This window comes from Bacillus sp. CPT56D-587-MTF, from assembly GCF_058792335.1.
This window is the reverse complement of record NZ_JBYTEF010000001.1, coordinates 3,942,855-3,957,724: the sequence shown is the minus strand read 5'-3', so window position 1 is coordinate 3,957,724 and position 14,870 is coordinate 3,942,855. Positions and strand designations below refer to the sequence as shown.

19 protein-coding genes are annotated in these 14,870 nt (G+C 36.1%); 15 read left to right on the top strand and 4 right to left on the bottom strand.

Translation table 11 applies throughout. The features are described from left to right. Window positions 1–64: 64 nt before the first annotated feature. The gene (locus tag AC3WVZ_RS20395) at window positions 65–853 is read left to right on the top strand and encodes a phosphatidylserine decarboxylase (RefSeq protein WP_001255003.1); all 789 of its coding nucleotides are present in this window, start codon (window positions 65–67) and stop codon (window positions 851–853) included. Between the two features lie 185 nt (window positions 854–1,038). On the opposite strand, the gene AC3WVZ_RS20390 is transcribed toward AC3WVZ_RS20395, so the two are convergent. Then, a complete protein-coding gene (locus tag AC3WVZ_RS20390; protein ID WP_000850094.1) occupies window positions 1,039–1,194 on the bottom strand; it encodes a sporulation histidine kinase inhibitor Sda in 156 nt (51 codons plus the stop codon). 246 nt (window positions 1,195–1,440) lie between these two features. Between AC3WVZ_RS20390 and AC3WVZ_RS20385 the strand changes: the two genes are divergently transcribed. From AC3WVZ_RS20385 to AC3WVZ_RS20350, 8 genes are all read left to right on the top strand, one after another. Next, a complete protein-coding gene (locus AC3WVZ_RS20385) occupies window positions 1,441–1,953 on the top strand; it encodes a YqeG family HAD IIIA-type phosphatase (protein ID WP_000765314.1) in 513 nt (170 codons plus the stop codon). Window positions 1,954–1,956: 3 nt separating this feature from the next. Next, window positions 1,957–3,063, top strand: coding sequence for a ribosome biogenesis GTPase YqeH (gene yqeH / locus AC3WVZ_RS20380; RefSeq protein ID WP_000140799.1), 1,107 nt, complete (start codon window positions 1,957–1,959; stop codon window positions 3,061–3,063). Window positions 3,064–3,078: 15 nt separating this feature from the next. Then, window positions 3,079–3,912, top strand: a complete 834-nt coding sequence (gene aroE, locus AC3WVZ_RS20375; protein ID WP_000812076.1) for a shikimate dehydrogenase — start codon at window positions 3,079–3,081, stop codon at window positions 3,910–3,912. Window positions 3,913–3,917: 5 nt separating this feature from the next. Then, window positions 3,918–4,211: a ribosome assembly RNA-binding protein YhbY gene (yhbY, locus tag AC3WVZ_RS20370; protein ID WP_142408075.1), complete on the top strand. Its 294-nt coding sequence runs from the start codon at window positions 3,918–3,920 to the stop codon at window positions 4,209–4,211. 137 nt (window positions 4,212–4,348) lie between these two features. Then, a complete protein-coding gene (gene nadD, locus AC3WVZ_RS20365; protein WP_001226046.1) occupies window positions 4,349–4,918 on the top strand; it encodes a nicotinate-nucleotide adenylyltransferase in 570 nt (189 codons plus the stop codon). Further along, a complete protein-coding gene (gene yqeK, locus AC3WVZ_RS20360; RefSeq protein ID WP_001078477.1) occupies window positions 4,908–5,477 on the top strand; it encodes a bis(5'-nucleosyl)-tetraphosphatase (symmetrical) YqeK in 570 nt (189 codons plus the stop codon). The genes nadD and yqeK overlap by 11 nt, the downstream gene beginning before the upstream one ends. After that, a complete protein-coding gene (gene rsfS / locus AC3WVZ_RS20355) occupies window positions 5,474–5,830 on the top strand; it encodes a ribosome silencing factor (protein ID WP_000998173.1) in 357 nt (118 codons plus the stop codon). Before yqeK ends, rsfS begins: the two co-directional genes overlap by 4 nt. Beyond that, on the top strand, window positions 5,827–6,576 hold the full coding sequence (locus AC3WVZ_RS20350; protein WP_233935319.1) for a class I SAM-dependent DNA methyltransferase: 750 nt from the start codon (window positions 5,827–5,829) through the stop codon (window positions 6,574–6,576). The genes rsfS and AC3WVZ_RS20350 overlap by 4 nt, the downstream gene beginning before the upstream one ends. 171 nt (window positions 6,577–6,747) lie before the next feature. Here AC3WVZ_RS20350 and comER read toward each other — a convergent pair whose 3' ends face one another. After that, the gene (gene comER, locus AC3WVZ_RS20345; RefSeq protein WP_001020554.1) at window positions 6,748–7,575 is read right to left on the bottom strand and encodes a late competence protein ComER; all 828 of its coding nucleotides are present in this window, start codon (window positions 7,573–7,575) and stop codon (window positions 6,748–6,750) included. Window positions 7,576–7,652: 77 nt separating this feature from the next. Between comER and AC3WVZ_RS20340 the strand changes: the two genes are divergently transcribed. From AC3WVZ_RS20340 to AC3WVZ_RS20330, 3 genes are all read left to right on the top strand, one after another. Next, window positions 7,653–8,252: a helix-hairpin-helix domain-containing protein gene (locus AC3WVZ_RS20340; protein WP_000989932.1), complete on the top strand. Its 600-nt coding sequence runs from the start codon at window positions 7,653–7,655 to the stop codon at window positions 8,250–8,252. A gap of 63 nt (window positions 8,253–8,315) precedes the next feature. Continuing rightward, entirely contained in the window at window positions 8,316–8,873 is a 558-nt protein-coding gene (locus AC3WVZ_RS20335; RefSeq protein ID WP_000439770.1) for a ComE operon protein 2, read from the top strand. A 14-nt stretch (window positions 8,874–8,887) separates the two neighbouring features. Further along, entirely contained in the window at window positions 8,888–11,209 is a 2,322-nt protein-coding gene (locus AC3WVZ_RS20330; protein WP_065382139.1) for a DNA internalization-related competence protein ComEC/Rec2, read from the top strand. 31 nt (window positions 11,210–11,240) lie between these two features. Here AC3WVZ_RS20330 and AC3WVZ_RS20325 read toward each other — a convergent pair whose 3' ends face one another. Continuing rightward, on the bottom strand, window positions 11,241–11,375 hold the full coding sequence (locus AC3WVZ_RS20325; RefSeq protein WP_000997609.1) for a YqzM family protein: 135 nt from the start codon (window positions 11,373–11,375) through the stop codon (window positions 11,241–11,243). A 346-nt stretch (window positions 11,376–11,721) separates the two neighbouring features. On the opposite strand from AC3WVZ_RS20325, the gene holA reads away from it, so the two are divergent. Then, window positions 11,722–12,729, top strand: coding sequence for a DNA polymerase III subunit delta (holA, locus tag AC3WVZ_RS20320; protein ID WP_233935317.1), 1,008 nt, complete (start codon window positions 11,722–11,724; stop codon window positions 12,727–12,729). A 42-nt stretch (window positions 12,730–12,771) separates the two neighbouring features. Here the strand turns inward: holA and rpsT are convergent, their stop codons facing one another. Then, window positions 12,772–13,029 (bottom strand): 30S ribosomal protein S20, encoded by a 258-nt coding sequence (rpsT, locus tag AC3WVZ_RS20315; protein ID WP_001274011.1) that lies wholly within the window; start codon window positions 13,027–13,029, stop codon window positions 12,772–12,774. 180 nt (window positions 13,030–13,209) lie between these two features. On the opposite strand from rpsT, the gene gpr reads away from it, so the two are divergent. Both gpr and AC3WVZ_RS20305 read left to right on the top strand, forming a co-directional pair. Beyond that, entirely contained in the window at window positions 13,210–14,313 is a 1,104-nt protein-coding gene (gpr, locus tag AC3WVZ_RS20310; RefSeq protein ID WP_000662618.1) for a GPR endopeptidase, read from the top strand. Then, entirely contained in the window at window positions 14,310–14,675 is a 366-nt protein-coding gene (locus tag AC3WVZ_RS20305; RefSeq protein WP_001215037.1) for a YqxA family protein, read from the top strand. Before gpr ends, AC3WVZ_RS20305 begins: the two co-directional genes overlap by 4 nt. Window positions 14,676–14,870 lie beyond the last annotated feature (195 nt).

Below are 14,870 nucleotides of genomic sequence, written 5' to 3'. Positions count from 1 at the left end.
CATATGATATAGAAAGAAAAGAAGGGAAAACTAAAGTTATAGACTGATTAGGGGGTTTCGCAATTTGCGACGTACATTATATCGACTTATGATAGAACTTACAAATGGTCGCTTTACTTCTTATATATTACGTAAATTTGCACAATCTCGTTTGAGCTCTATCATTATTCCATCGTATGCGAAAGTTTTTCAAATTAATCAAGATGAGATGGAAAAGGGTTTGAAGGAATATAGAACATTGCATGAATTATTTACGCGTAAGCTAAAAGAAGGAAAGCGTAGTATTGATACAGATGCATCGAGTATCGTTAGTCCTGTTGATGGTGTTTTTGCAGATCAAGGTCCTATTGAGGATACAAAAACATTTGATATTAAAGGAAAGCGCTATTCAATTGTGGATATGCTAGGTAATGAAGAACGTGCAACGCGATATGCAGGCGGTACATATATGGTAATTTATTTGAGTCCAAGTCATTATCATCGCATTCATAGTCCGCTTTCTGGTTCTGTGACTGAAAGATTTGTACTCGGTAGAAAATCATATCCGGTAAATGCAGCTGGTATGGAATACGGGAAAGAACCACTGTCAAAAAATTATCGTTCTGTTACAGAAGTAAGCAGTGATGGCGAGCATATGGCTCTTGTAAAAGTAGGTGCCATGTTTGTTAATAGTATTGAGCTTTTGCATGAGAGAGACACTGTTCAAAAAGGTGAAGAAATGGCATACTTTACATTTGGTTCAACAGTTGTGTTATTGTTTGAAAAAGATATGATAGAAGTAGTGCAGGAATTAAAGAGTGGACAAGAGCTTCGTCTTGGTCAAAAAATAGCTACTCGCTTAGCTCATAAATAAAGAAAAGCTTTTATAACCGTAAGTAAGAGTTATGGGCAAAGATACTTAATGATGAAATCCCCTAGATGGGAGTACTTGTTTATTCGAGAGCCATCGTAGGATGGCTCTTTTTACAGGGCATCCAATAAATTATCCTTTAACTGTTTAATTGGTAAGGGCTGATTAAACTTTCACTTTATATGTAATCAAGATGATTTGACAAGCTTGTCCTCTAATGAGCGTCTAATGATTTCTTGTTTTATAAGTAAAATGAAGTCGGGATTTAATTTTAGTTCTTTTGCTTTATAATAAGACTCAGTGAGTAACTCAGTGGATAACTGTTCCATATGTTTTGTTTTCAAGGTGAGTCACCTCCTAATAATATAAGGATTGATTCGTTGATGCATTTAATGTACCAAAAAAATATGACAGTCACAAACGAGTGGTTATCCACATACCTAGGTGGATAAAGTGTGTATAGTTTGTTAGTAAATTCCAAATTAACTGAAAAATTAATGTGGAAAATGTGTACAATTTTATCCACAGGTTATATATCGAAAAATGTTGTCGAAAAATTTTATGAAAAATCCTCAAAGAGGTGAAAGAAATTGAAACTATTTTTACCAAATGAATATGTGAAAAATGTATATCATGTTCAACCAGAAGATTTAAAAAAACGTGGGATTAAAGGCGTTATTACTGACTTAGATAACACTTTAATTGAATGGGATCGTCCCAATGCAACACCGCAACTTGAAAAATGGTTCTTGGAAATGAAAGAGCAAGGCATTCAAGTAACGGTCGTTTCAAATAATAATGAGCAACGTGTAAAAGATTTTGCTGATCCATTAGGTATTCCATTTATTCATAGTGCACGTAAACCATTTGTTCGCGCATTTAAACGTGCGATACAAGAGATGCGTTTGCAGCCAGATGAAGTTGTAGTAATTGGAGATCAGTTACTGACGGACGTGCTTGGTGGCAACCGAGTAGGCCTTCATACAATTTTAGTTGTACCGGTAGCACAAACGGACGGATTAGTAACGCGCTTTAATCGAAAAATTGAACGAAGAATTATGAAAAATATGAAGAAAAAAGGTTTAATTAACTGGGAGGAATAAAGTTTGACTGAAACAATTAAATGTATTGGTTGCGGTGTAGAAATTCAAACAGAAAATAAAAACGAAGTGGGGTATGCTCCTGCCTCATCTTTAGAGAAAGAACAAGTTATTTGTCAACGTTGTTTTCGCTTGAAGCATTACAATGAAATTCAAGATGTATCGTTAACAGATGATGACTTCCTACGCATTTTAAATGGAATTGGAAAATCAGATGCATTAGTAGTCAAAATTGTAGATATTTTTGATTTTAATGGTAGCTGGTTACCTGGCTTACATCGTTTCGTAGGGAATAATAAAGTATTACTTGTTGGAAATAAAGCTGATTTAATTCCAAAGTCAGTAAAACATGATAAAGTAAAACATTGGATGCGCTATAGTGCAAAGCAGCTAGGATTAAAACCAGAAGATGTCTTTTTAATTAGTGCAGCGAAGGGACAAGGAATCGCTGAACTAGCAGATGCTATTGAGTATTATCGCGGCGGCAAAGATGTTTATGTTGTTGGATGTACGAATGTAGGGAAATCGACATTTATTAATCGTATGATTAAAGAATTTAGTGATGAGACTGAAAATGTAATTACAACATCTCATTTCCCAGGAACAACACTTGATTTAATTGATATTCCATTGGACGAAGAGTCTTCTTTATATGATACGCCAGGTATTATTAACCACCACCAAATGGCTCATTATGTTGGAAAGCAAAGCTTAAAGCTTATTACACCAACAAAAGAAATTAAGCCGATGGTATTCCAATTAAATGAAGAACAAACGTTATTCTTTAGTGGATTGGCACGTTTTGATTATGTAAGTGGTGGTCGTCGTGCATTTACTTGTCACTTCTCGAATCGCTTAACAATCCATCGTACAAAGCTTGAGAAAGCAGATGAATTATATAAAAATCATGCCGGGGATTTACTAAGCCCACCAACGCCAGAAGAATTAGCAAATATGCCTGAGCTAGTGAAATACGAATTTAATATTCGTGAACCTAAAACGGATGTTGTATTCTCTGGATTAGGATGGGTTACTGTGAACGAACCAGGAGCAAAAATTGTTGCACACGTACCAAAAGGAGTAAGTGTTTCACTACGTAAATCTTTAATTTAATATGGAGAGGGATTTATGAAACAATTATATGGTGTAATCGGAAATCCAATTGGACATTCATTATCACCCGTTATGCATAACGATGCATTTGAACACTTGAATATGGATGCCCATTATCATGCGTTCCTTGTTGAAGAGGAATTGCTAGGGGAAGCAGTAAGAGGTTTAAAAGCATTAGGTATTTCAGGATTTAATGTAACAACTCCGCACAAGGTTGCTATTATGGAGTATTTGGATGAGATTGACCCATTGGCAAGGAAAATCGGTGCAGTAAATACAGTGGTTCATAAGGATGGAAGATTAATTGGCTATAACACAGACGGGATTGGTTTTGTTCGAGCGCTGCAGTCAATTAGTAATGAACCACTTCAAGGGAAACGTATTTTGTTACTTGGTTCAGGTGGTGCTAGCCGAGCTATTTATTTTTCTCTTGCTGATGTAGGTGTAAAAGAGATTGATGTAGCCAATCGTACAGTAGATAAGGCAAAGGAACTTATTGCTGCACGTACGGCCGATGTTAATTCTGTTGCTTTGTCGTTAGAAAAAGCGACAGAAGAACAAGGAAATTATGATATTATCATTCAGACGACAACGATAGGTATGCATCCACACGTAGAACATACGCCATTACAAATTTGTTCGTTAAAAAAAGGAACGATTGTATCAGATATAATTTATAATCCATTTGAAACGAAAATTTTATGTGAGGCAAAAGAGCAAGGTGCAATCATTCAAAATGGTATTGATATGTTTGTTTATCAAGGAGCACTTGCATTTGAAATGTGGACAGGACGCACGCCAAATATCGAGAGAATGAAACAATTAGTTATAGAAAAGCTTGGAGGCTAACATATATGTTAACAGGAAAACAAAAAAGATTTTTACGTGCACAAGCACATCATTTAACACCAATTTTTCAAGTAGGAAAAGGCGGAGTAAATGAAAATATGATTAAACAAATCGCAGATACTTTAGAAGCTCGCGAGTTATTTAAAGTAAGTGTATTACAAAACTGTGAATTTGATCGCCGTGAGGTTGCGGAAGAACTTTCAAAAGGTGCACGTGCTGAAATCGTTCAAGTAATTGGAAGCACAATCGTTTTATACAAAGAATCAAGAGAAAATAAACAAATTAAGCTTCCTCGATAAAAAGACTAGCATGCGCTATTTTTATCGTTTATGCGTAATGATGTAGAGAGCGAAACCAATTGAACTTTTATTAATAGCAACTCTCTTCATTCCTAACCGAGGAGAGTTGCTGTATGTAAAAGGAAGGGGCGTTTCTTTTGAGAAAAATTGGCATCATTGGCGGTACATTTGATCCGCCTCACTATGGACATTTGCTAATTGCAAATGAAGTATATCACGCTTTGAACTTGGAAGAAGTATGGTTCTTGCCAAACCAGATTCCGCCACATAAACAAGGGCGGAATATTACAAGTGTAGAAAGTCGTTTACATATGTTAGAGCTCGCGACTGAGGCAGAAGAGCACTTTTCTATTTGTTTAGAAGAGCTAAGTAGGAAGGGCCCATCTTATACGTATGACACTATGTTACAATTGACGAAGAAGTATCCGGATGTGCAGTTTCACTTTATTATTGGTGGGGATATGGTTGAGTATTTACCGAAGTGGTATAACATTGAAGCTTTATTTAATCTTGTAACGTTTGTTGGAGTTGCAAGACCTGGGTATACATTGCATACACCATATAAGATTACTACAGTGGAAATTCCGGAATTTGCAGTTTCTTCATCCTTATTACGTGAGAGATATAAGGAGAAGAAAACGTGTAAATATTTACTTCCCGAAAAAGTACAGGTATATATCGAGAGGAATGGGTTGTATGAATCGTGAGAATGCACTGCATATTGTCAAACAACAAATGCATGAAAAACGTTATATACACACAATTGGTGTAATGGAGACAGCGATTGAGCTTGCTAAGTTATACGGTGTGGACGAAAAAAAAGCAGAGATGGCAGCTATATTCCATGATTATGCGAAATGTAGAGCAATTTCAGAGATGGAAGAGATTATTAAACGTGAAGATTTGCCGAAAGATTTACTTTGCTATAACAAAGAGTTATGGCATGCACCTGTTGGGGCATACTTAGTAGAAAAAGAAGTAGGCATTACGGATTCTGAAATTTTGCAAGCTATTACATATCATACAAGTGGTCATGAGAATATGACGATGTTAGATAAAGTGATTTATGTAGCTGATTACATTGAACCTGGGCGAAAGTTTCCAGGAGTGGAAGAGGCTCGTAAACTCGCATATACGGATATAAATCAAGCTTTATTATTTGCGTTAAAGAGAACAATTCAATTTTTAATGGAAAAAGATCAGACGATTTATCCATTAACATTCCAAACATACAATGCAGTTATCAAGGAGGAAATGAGTAAATGAACGATAAAGATTTATTAGTATTAGCGGCAAAAGCAGCTGATGATAAGAGAGCAGAAGATATGGTTGTCCTAAATATGCAAGGTATTTCACCAATTGCAGATTATTTCATTATTTGTCACGGGAATTCAGACAAACAAGTGCAAGCAATTGCACGTGAAATTAAATCAAAAGCACATGAGTTCCAAATCGACGTACAACGTATGGAAGGGTTTGACGAAGCACGTTGGGTATTAGTTGATCTTGGAGATGTAGTTGCTCATGTATTCCATAAAGATGAGCGTAATCACTATAATTTAGAGCGTCTATGGGGCGATGTGCCACGTGAAGATATTACAGAAGAGTTAGGCCAATGAAATACGAACAATTTGCATTGTTGTACGACGAACTAATGAATGATGTCCCTTATGATAAATGGGTGGAATTTACAGAGGAAAGTTTACAGCAGGCAGATATGAAAGAGGCAAAAATTCTTGATGTAGCATGCGGTACAGGTAATGTAACCCTGCCGCTTGTGCAAAAGGGTTACGATTTAATAGGTGTCGATCTTTCAGAAGAAATGTTAACAGTCGCTCAGCAAAAACTAGGAGGAGAGGGATACTTTATTCCTTTTTATCAACAAGACATGCGAGAGCTTGATGTTCCAGGTGAGTTTGATTGTGTAACCATCTTTTGTGATTCATTAAATTATGTATTGCAAGAAGATGGAGTACAAGAAACATTTAGAAGAGTATTTCATCATTTACGTCAAGATGGTTTGTTTTTATTTGATGTACATTCTTTATATAAAATACATCATGTATTTCAAAATGAAACGTATACAGTGAATGGAGAAGAAATATCTCTTATTTGGAATTGCTTCCCTGGTGAAGAATCAAATAGTGTAGAGCATGATTTAACATTCTTTGTTCAAGATCCGGAAGAAGATGTGTACCATCGGTTGGACGAATGTCACGTGCAACGTGCATATCAAGTGGAAGAGTTAACGAAATGGCTTGAAGAAGCAGGTTTTACAGTGCTTCGTGTAACAGGTGATTTTGAGCGACTTGAAGTTACAGAACAAACAGAGCGTATTTTCTTCATGGCGAAGAAAAACGGATAAAACAAAAGCAACCGAGAAGGTTGCTTTTGTTTTATAAAGAAGATGTATTTTTAGTTCTAGCATAATCTGAAGATTGTATGCGTAAAGTGTGGGAATAGTAGTTGAAGTGAAAATGTATTGTAAAAAAGTAAGTATTTATAAAAAGGATTTGGAATGAAAATGACGTATTTATTATGTGTGTTTATTGAATTGCTGATCAACGCATTCTAAATCTTCATCAAATTTTTCATGTGTTCGCTCGATTAACTTATGGAACATATCTCCAACGTGCTCTTCTAAAACCCGAATGCCCTCCCCAGTAACGCCGCCTTTCACGCAAACCTTTTCTTGTAAGGTAGGTAATGTGAAGATTTCTTTTTCAAGTAATTTCCCCATCCCCACGACCATTTCACTTACTAAAGTAGTAGCCTCTTCGTGTGTAATATTTGTTTTATCTACAGCAGCGTTAATGAAGCATTGTAGTAAATAACTAAAGAAAGCAGGACCGCAACTTGCTATATCAGATGAAACGCGCGTTATATCTTCTTCTATTACAAGAGGTGTAGAAATGTTTTTGAATAGACGAAGTAGTTTTTGTTGCCATTCTTCAGAGCAATTATCTCCAAATGTAAATAGTGAGGCGCCAGAGAGCGCGCGATTTGTGATACTTGGAATGATACGCGCGACGTGGCAAGGTACGAGAGTCTCTAATTGTGATGGAGATATTGGACTTGTAATAGAAACTAAGCACGTTTCATCAGAAAAATGTTCAGCGTATTTTTTTAGGATAGGGTATATATCTATCGGCTTGACACAAATAAAAATAAGTTGTGATTGTTCGATTACTTCCGGGATTGTTTTTGCTATATGAACAGAAGGGTATTTTTCTTTTATATGATATGCTTTTGCAGGCGTCCGATTAATGATTGTAAGGCACGAAGGTTTGACAGCACGGGTTTCTAAAAATGCATCGATTAGTATATTCCCCATGTTTCCTGTCCCTATAATTCCTATGTTCAAAGTTTCATCCCTCCTTCGTAACAGCTTTCTCCTAAACAATATGAATGATGTTATAAATTTATGATTAGAGGTGTAAAATGATGTGGGATTTTCCGAAAAAGTGGTTAGGTTTAGTAGCTATTATTGGAACTTTACTTTTTCTTGTTTTTTGGAAAACGAATCAGAGTGTAGAACGAATGCCTATTACAATGAATGTACAAGAGAAGGAGATCGAAAAAAAGGGTAAACCGAAAATATCGGATACAAAGGAACAGAAAAGAACAATTATAATTGATGTGAAAGGAGCGGTTAGTAAAGAAGGGGTATATGAAATGAAGGAAGGAGATCGCGTAAAGGATGCGGTTCAAAAGGCTGGTGGTTTTTTATCAGAAGTAGATATGAAAAAAGTGAATTTAGCACAAATTGTACAAGATCAAATGCTTCTTTATATACCGAGTAAAAATGAATCAGAACAAGGGGTGCTTACTTCTTCTAAGGAAGATGGCAAGATTCGAATAAATACAGCGGCGAAAGAACAACTAGAAAAAATTACAGGGATTGGCTCTCGAAAGGCAGAAAGTATTTTGAAATATCGAGAAGAACATGGTCCGTTTCAGAAAATAGAAGATTTATTAGAGATTGATGGGATTGGTGCGAAGTCTCTTGAAAAGATAAAAGATCAAATTATTATTCCGTAAAAGATTGACGAAGTTTTTCTTCTTTCGCTACACTACAAGTAGACAAAAAAGTAGGTGAAAAATATGGAACGAATTTCATGGGATCAATATTTTATGACGCAAAGCCATCTACTATCTTTGCGTAGTACATGTACAAGGCTTGCGGTAGGAGCGACAATCGTTCGCGATAAACGAATTATTGCTGGTGGATATAATGGTTCAATTAAAGGTGGCGTACATTGTATAGATGATGGTTGTTACGTAATCGATAATCATTGTGTTCGGACAATTCATGCCGAAATGAATGCTTTATTACAATGTGCCAAGTTTGGTGCGAAAACAGAGGAAGCAGAAATTTACGTTACGCATTTCCCTTGTTTACAATGTTGTAAGGCAATTATTCAAAGTGGTATTACAGCGGTTTATTATGCGCAGGATTATAAAAATCATCCATACGCCATAGAGTTATTTGAACAAGCGAATGTAACAGTGAAACACGTTCCGCTAGAATATGATATTGCTGCATTAGAGGATCAAAAACGTTATACAGAGTTGAAAGAATTATTTGTGTCTTTAGAAAAAGATAATTTATCAATGGAAGAATTACAGCATGTATTCACGAAAGCAAAAATGATGCTATAAGGAGTGAGTATAAGTTGCAAGAACAATGGGGGTATGTTGCAATCTCGTTTATAATAGGGATTGCAATTGCCTTTTCCTCGTCACTTTTATTGATAGTTTTTTGCCTCTTTTTAAATGTTTTCTTCTGTTTATATCGCACTTCGCGTAAAACCTTCATTTTTTGTATTGTAGCGTGCTTTAGTAGCGTTATATACACTTCCTATGTTCAAGTATGGAATAAGCCTCTAGGGAAGCCCTATGCAGTTACAAGAGGGGTTATACAAAACACACCGCTTGTTAATGGGGATCGCCTATCTTTTCAATTTGAAGATCAGAATAAAAATATAGTGCAGTTAAGTTATAGAATAAAATCAGCTTTGGAAAAGAAAAAAATGCAACAATTATACGCAGGGATATCATGTGTATTCGAGGGTGAGAGGAAAGAACCGGAAACAGCTCGGAATTTTCATGGTTTTAATTACCGTGATTATTTATACAAGCAACATATTCATTTCACATTTGAGGCTACATATATTTCTGAATGCTATAAAACATCATTGTCGCTCACGCAATGGATTCTTCTTTTAAGGCAACAAGCAATCTCGAAAGTTACAGAAATGTTTCCAGAGCAATCAGGTGCTTTTATGAATGCATTACTCTTTGGTGATAGACAACAAATGACGTTTGAAGTGGAAGAGCAATATCAACAATTTGGCCTTGTACATTTGTTAGCAATTTCAGGTTCACACATTGTATTGTTGATGGTGATAGTATATTTTATTTTGCTAAGAAGCGGTGCGACGAGGGAGGTAGCAACAATTTGCCTTATCATTTGTATTCCTTTGTATATGGTTTTAGCAGGGGCTTCACCCTCTGTTATAAGAGCTTCTATAACAGGGGTTTTGATGTTGATTGCTTTTATGTGCTCGATTCGTTTATCTAGTTTAGATGCTTTAAGTGTAACAGCTATATGTATGCTTATATATGACCCTTATCTTGTTTTTAATATTGGATTTCAGTTTTCTTTTGTAGGTAGCTTCGCTTTACTTTTGTCTGCTCCGTTATTGTTAGGGAGTAGCAACGGAGTAATCCGAAATTCTATTTATATTTCTATCATTTCACAGCTCGTTAGTACTCCGATTTTGTTATATCACTTTGGTTATTTTTCTCCATATAGCATTCTCCTCAATCTCTTATACGTTCCGTTTTTATCTATCATTGTATTACCATGTAGCATTATTATTTTACTGTGTATGCCAATTGTCCCGTTTCTCGCAAAAGGATTTGCGGATGTATTATCAATAGGCTTGAGTATGTCTAATGATTTTCTAAGTTATTGTGAAAGTTTACCATTTACCCAGCTTATCTTCGGGGAAACGCCCTTCAATCTTGTAGCTGTATATTGCGCGAGTATTGTCAGTATATTGATGGTTTGGGAAAGAAGAGCGCCGAAAAAAATGGTTTGTATAGTTGCGAGTGTATTTATTTTTATTAGCACATGTCATTATGTATATCCATATTTTAGGGGAAGTGGAAGTGTAACATTTATTGATGTTGGACAAGGTGATGCAATATTAATTCGCCTTCCGTATGATAAAGGGATTTATCTTATTGATACAGGTGGAACGCTTCGTGTGAATAAGGAAGAATGGCAACAAAAAAAGCATGAATTTTCTGTTGGGAATGATGTTTTAATACCCTTTTTACAAAAAGAAGGTATTAAAACAATTGATAAATTAATCGTAACGCATGGAGATGCAGATCATATAGGTGCTGCGCAAGAATTATTATCACATATACCTGTAAAAGAAGTGGTATTTGGCCGAAAGGGAAAAGATGCAGTATTAGAAAAAGTAGTCAAGAAACAGGCATTAGAAAAGGAAATGAAAATAACTGAAGTGGGGGAAGGGGCGAGTTGGAGTGTAAATGAAGCGGAATTTTTCGTTTTAGCTCCAAAAGGAAAAGAAAAAAGCGAAAATAACGCTTCAATTGTAATATGGGCAAAATTTGGAGGGTTGAAGTGGCTATTTACAGGCGATTTGGAAGAAGAAGGGGAAAAGATTTTAGTAGAGGCATATCCAGATTTACAAGTGGATGTTTTAAAAGTTGCTCATCATGGGAGTAATACGTCATCTATAGAGCCTTTTTTGAACGTCATACAGCCTCGTGTAGCGATTATATCTGTTGGTAAGCAGAATAGGTATGGACACCCGCATAAAGAAGTGATAGAGCGTTTTGAGAAGATGGGGAGTGCGATATGGCGCACGGACAAGCAAGGTGCTATTTCCTATGTTTTTAAAGGGGAAAATGGAACCTTTAAAAGTAAAATCACATATGATAAAACACATAATAGATGAAAAAGAGAAGACTGCCATGAAGTGGCAGTCTTTAAGAACCGATAAATTTAATAACAGTTGCAATGATGAAAAGTGTTGCGAAAAAACCAAATGAGACGATAAATCCTACCCCTGAATCAATAGCGTCATTGCGTTTACTTTGAACGTTTTGTTCAAAATCATTCATTTAGAATCCCTCCCCAACATTCCACTTTAGTATAAAATATTGTCAGAAAAAAATCTACAATTTCCATATGAAGAGAAAACGAGCTTTTTTGCTACTTTTAAATCATGAAGTAATGTGAGTTTTTCGTTTCCAAGCATGTTAACAGTTGGCACTTATACTCAAATTTTTATTGCGAATAATAAAGGGAAGGTGATTACCGCACACCAATAAGAAACCCGGGGCTTATTGCGTGGCGTTTAATATAAATAAAGGGACGGGTTATAAAGCCTGTTCCTTTGTACTTGTAAAACAAAAGCTAGGGCATTAGTATAAATATATATTGCCAAGTTAGGGAGTAGGAAAAAGTATGAGTGATATACATAAAAAAATTAAAAAGAAACAGTTTGCTCCGTTATATTTACTATATGGAACGGAAGCTTTTTTTATAAATGAAACGATAAAGCTTATTACGACAGAAGCACTTGAAGAAGATCGAGAGTTTAATGTTGTGACATACGATTTAGAAGAAGCGTATTTAGAAGATGTGGTTGAGGATGCGCGTACGCTTCCTTTCTTCGGAGAACGGAAAGTACTGTTAATAAAATCACCGCTATTTTTGACTTCTCAAAAAGAAAAGTTAGAGCAAAATATAAAAATTTTAGAAGAATACATTGGTGAACCTTCTCCATTTTCTATTCTTGTTTTTGTTGCGCCTTACGAAAAACTTGATGAGCGAAAAAAAATTACAAAACTATTAAAGAAAACAGCAGATGTAGTAGAAGCAAATGCGATGCAAATACAGGATGTTCAGAAGTGGATTGTTGCTCGTGCAGATGAAGTGCATGTGCATATTGATAACGCGGCTGTTAGTTTGTTGCTAGAGCTTGTGGGAAGTAATGTAACAATGTTGGCGAAGGAAATGGACAAGTTAACGTTATACGTCGGTATGGGCGGAGAGATTACGACGAAACTTGTTGCAGAGCTTGTACCAAAATCCGTTGAGCAAAATGTATTCGCTTTGACAGAAAAAGTGGTGAAAAAAGATATTGCAGGTGCAATGCAAATTTTGGATGGATTATTTACGCAGCAGGAAGAGCCGATTAAATTGCTTGCGTTATTAGTGAGTCAATTCCGCTTGTTGTATCAAGTGAAAGAGCTACAGCAACGTGGTTATGGACAAAATCAAATTGCGTCTCATATTGGTGTACATCCGTATCGCGTGAAGTTGGCAATGAATCAAACGAAGTTTTTCTCTTTTGAAGAATTAAAAAAAGTGATTATAGAATTAGCGGAAGCTGATTATAGTATGAAGGCGGGAAAGATGGATAAGAAACTTGTGCTCGAGTTTTTCTTAATGCGATTAAATCATATGTGATGACACAAAAAAACGATCCAAATGGATCGTTTTTTAAACGCCTTACGCGTTTACTTGTTTCGCTAAGCGAGATTTTTGACGAGCTGCAGCGTTTTGGTGGATAAGACCTTTACGAGCTGCTTTGTCAAGTTTTTTAGAAGCAGTTTTGAAAGCTTCTTTAGCATTTTCAAGATCGTTATTAGTAACTAAAGCTTCTACAGTTTTAACAGCAGAACGCATGTCAGACTTGATAGAAGCGTTATGTGCACGACGCTCTTCGCTAAGTTTAGCGCGTTTGATAGCAGATTTGATGTTTGCCATACTTTTCACCTCCCTGGTGCAATCGAATGACTCGATTCTTACATAGAACAAGTGATATTCTATCAAACGGTGAAGAGAATTGCAATAGTATATCCATGAAATTTCACGTAAAGGAAAGAATGACCTTATATAACTTTGGGAAATCTAACGATATTTACTATGAATTACGGAGGAGATACGATGAAAGAACCATTAGATTTAAGTAAATATAGCATTAGAACTGACCTTGCTGTAGAAGCCCATCAAATGTTGCAAGAAAGCCAAGAGGAACAAAAAGGGATACAGGGAGTTATTGTAAAAGAGAGAGAAGAAGAGGGGACTATAATTACAAAAGTAACAATTGATGAAGCTGCCTCTGAAGCGATGGGTAAAAAGCCTGGAAATTATTTAACGCTTGAAGTTCAAGGTATACGTCAGCAAGATACAGAACTTCAACAAAAAGTGGAGCGTATTTTTGCAAAAGAATTTTCTAATTTCTTAGAAGAGGTTGGCGTTACAAAAGAAGCAAGCTGTTTAATTGTAGGTCTTGGGAATTGGAATGTAACACCAGATGCTCTTGGACCGATAGTTGTAGAAAATGTATTAGTAACGAGACATTTGTTTCAATTACAGCCTGAAAGTGTAGAAGAAGGGTTTAGGCCTGTTAGTGCAATTCGGCCGGGGGTAATGGGAATTACAGGGATCGAAACGAGCGATGTTATTTATGGGATTATTGAGAAGACGAACCCGGACTTTGTAATTGCGATTGACGCATTAGCTGCCCGTTCTATTGAACGAGTAAATAGCACGATACAAATTTCTGATACTGGAATTCATCCCGGATCGGGGGTTGGGAATAAACGTAAAGAACTAAGTAAAGACACATTAGGTATCCCTGTAATCGCGATTGGTGTTCCGACTGTGGTCGATGCTGTTTCGATTACAAGTGATACGATTGATTTTATTTTGAAACATTTCGGCCGAGAGATGAAAGAAGGAAATAAACCTTCACGCTCTTTGTTACCAGCGGGATTTTCATTTGGAGAAAAGAAAAAATTAACGGAAGAAGATATGCCGGATGAAAAGAGCAGAAATATGTTTTTAGGTGCTGTTGGTACGTTAGAAGAAGAAGAAAAAAGAAGGCTGATTTATGAAGTGCTATCTCCTCTTGGTCATAATTTAATGGTAACCCCAAAAGAAGTAGATACTTTTATTGAGGATATGGCGAATGTAATAGCGAGTGGTTTAAATGCGGCGCTGCATCATCAAATTGATCAAGATAATACGGGAGCATATACACATTGAGGGGAACAGATGATTATCGTTTGAGTCGCTTTACGCTTTTGTGTATATGTAGTGTGGCTTTATGTTTACTTATGATGATAGCAGGAGTGGCACTTGCTAATCATGGTTTGAAAAGTATGAAAGGCTATCAGCAACTGTCATATGAACAAATAGCTCATATGACAGGGACAGAAAGTACAGGTGCTGAATCAGAAATTTTGGGTAGCTCGTTTTCGGCCTCAGAAAAACAACAACAGTTAGAACGTTTAAGAAGTTTTAATGTTGTAGAAGGAATTGGGATGGCAGTAGCTAGTGTAGCTTATGAAATGACGAAGTTCGGAACGGATATCGTTGTTGGGAAAATAAAAGGAATTTTTAGCTAAGAGTAACATGGGAGGCGGTTGTTTTACTGGTTTGTAAGACAGCCGTTTTAAAATTTGAAAAGGGTTTGTCTCTTATGGTTTATTCGCATAAGATATAGATAGAATGATTTGTATCGTAAGCAGCACGAGTTTTCATTGAATCTTTGTTGCTCTATTGATATAATCAGTGCTAGTGTATATTGGCGAGACTATTAG

What these genes read in the sequence shown, in the direction of transcription:
- aroE (WP_000812076.1), top strand. Translation starts at nt 3,079, where the DNA reads ATGAAACAATTATATGGTGTAATCGGAAATCCAATTGGACATTCATTA.
- yhbY (WP_142408075.1), top strand. Translation starts at nt 3,918, where the DNA reads ATGTTAACAGGAAAACAAAAAAGATTTTTACGTGCACAAGCACATCAT.
- yqeK (WP_001078477.1), top strand. Translation starts at nt 4,908, where the DNA reads ATGAATCGTGAGAATGCACTGCATATTGTCAAACAACAAATGCATGAA.
- rsfS (WP_000998173.1), top strand. Translation starts at nt 5,474, where the DNA reads ATGAACGATAAAGATTTATTAGTATTAGCGGCAAAAGCAGCTGATGAT.
- AC3WVZ_RS20350 (WP_233935319.1), top strand. Translation starts at nt 5,827, where the DNA reads ATGAAATACGAACAATTTGCATTGTTGTACGACGAACTAATGAATGAT.
- AC3WVZ_RS20340 (WP_000989932.1), top strand. Translation starts at nt 7,653, where the DNA reads ATGATGTGGGATTTTCCGAAAAAGTGGTTAGGTTTAGTAGCTATTATT.
- AC3WVZ_RS20335 (WP_000439770.1), top strand. Translation starts at nt 8,316, where the DNA reads ATGGAACGAATTTCATGGGATCAATATTTTATGACGCAAAGCCATCTA.
- AC3WVZ_RS20325 (WP_000997609.1), bottom strand. Translation starts at nt 11,375, where the DNA reads ATGAATGATTTTGAACAAAACGTTCAAAGTAAACGCAATGACGCTATT.
- holA (WP_233935317.1), top strand. Translation starts at nt 11,722, where the DNA reads ATGAGTGATATACATAAAAAAATTAAAAAGAAACAGTTTGCTCCGTTA.
- rpsT (WP_001274011.1), bottom strand. Translation starts at nt 13,029, where the DNA reads ATGGCAAACATCAAATCTGCTATCAAACGCGCTAAACTTAGCGAAGAG.
- gpr (WP_000662618.1), top strand. Translation starts at nt 13,210, where the DNA reads ATGAAAGAACCATTAGATTTAAGTAAATATAGCATTAGAACTGACCTT.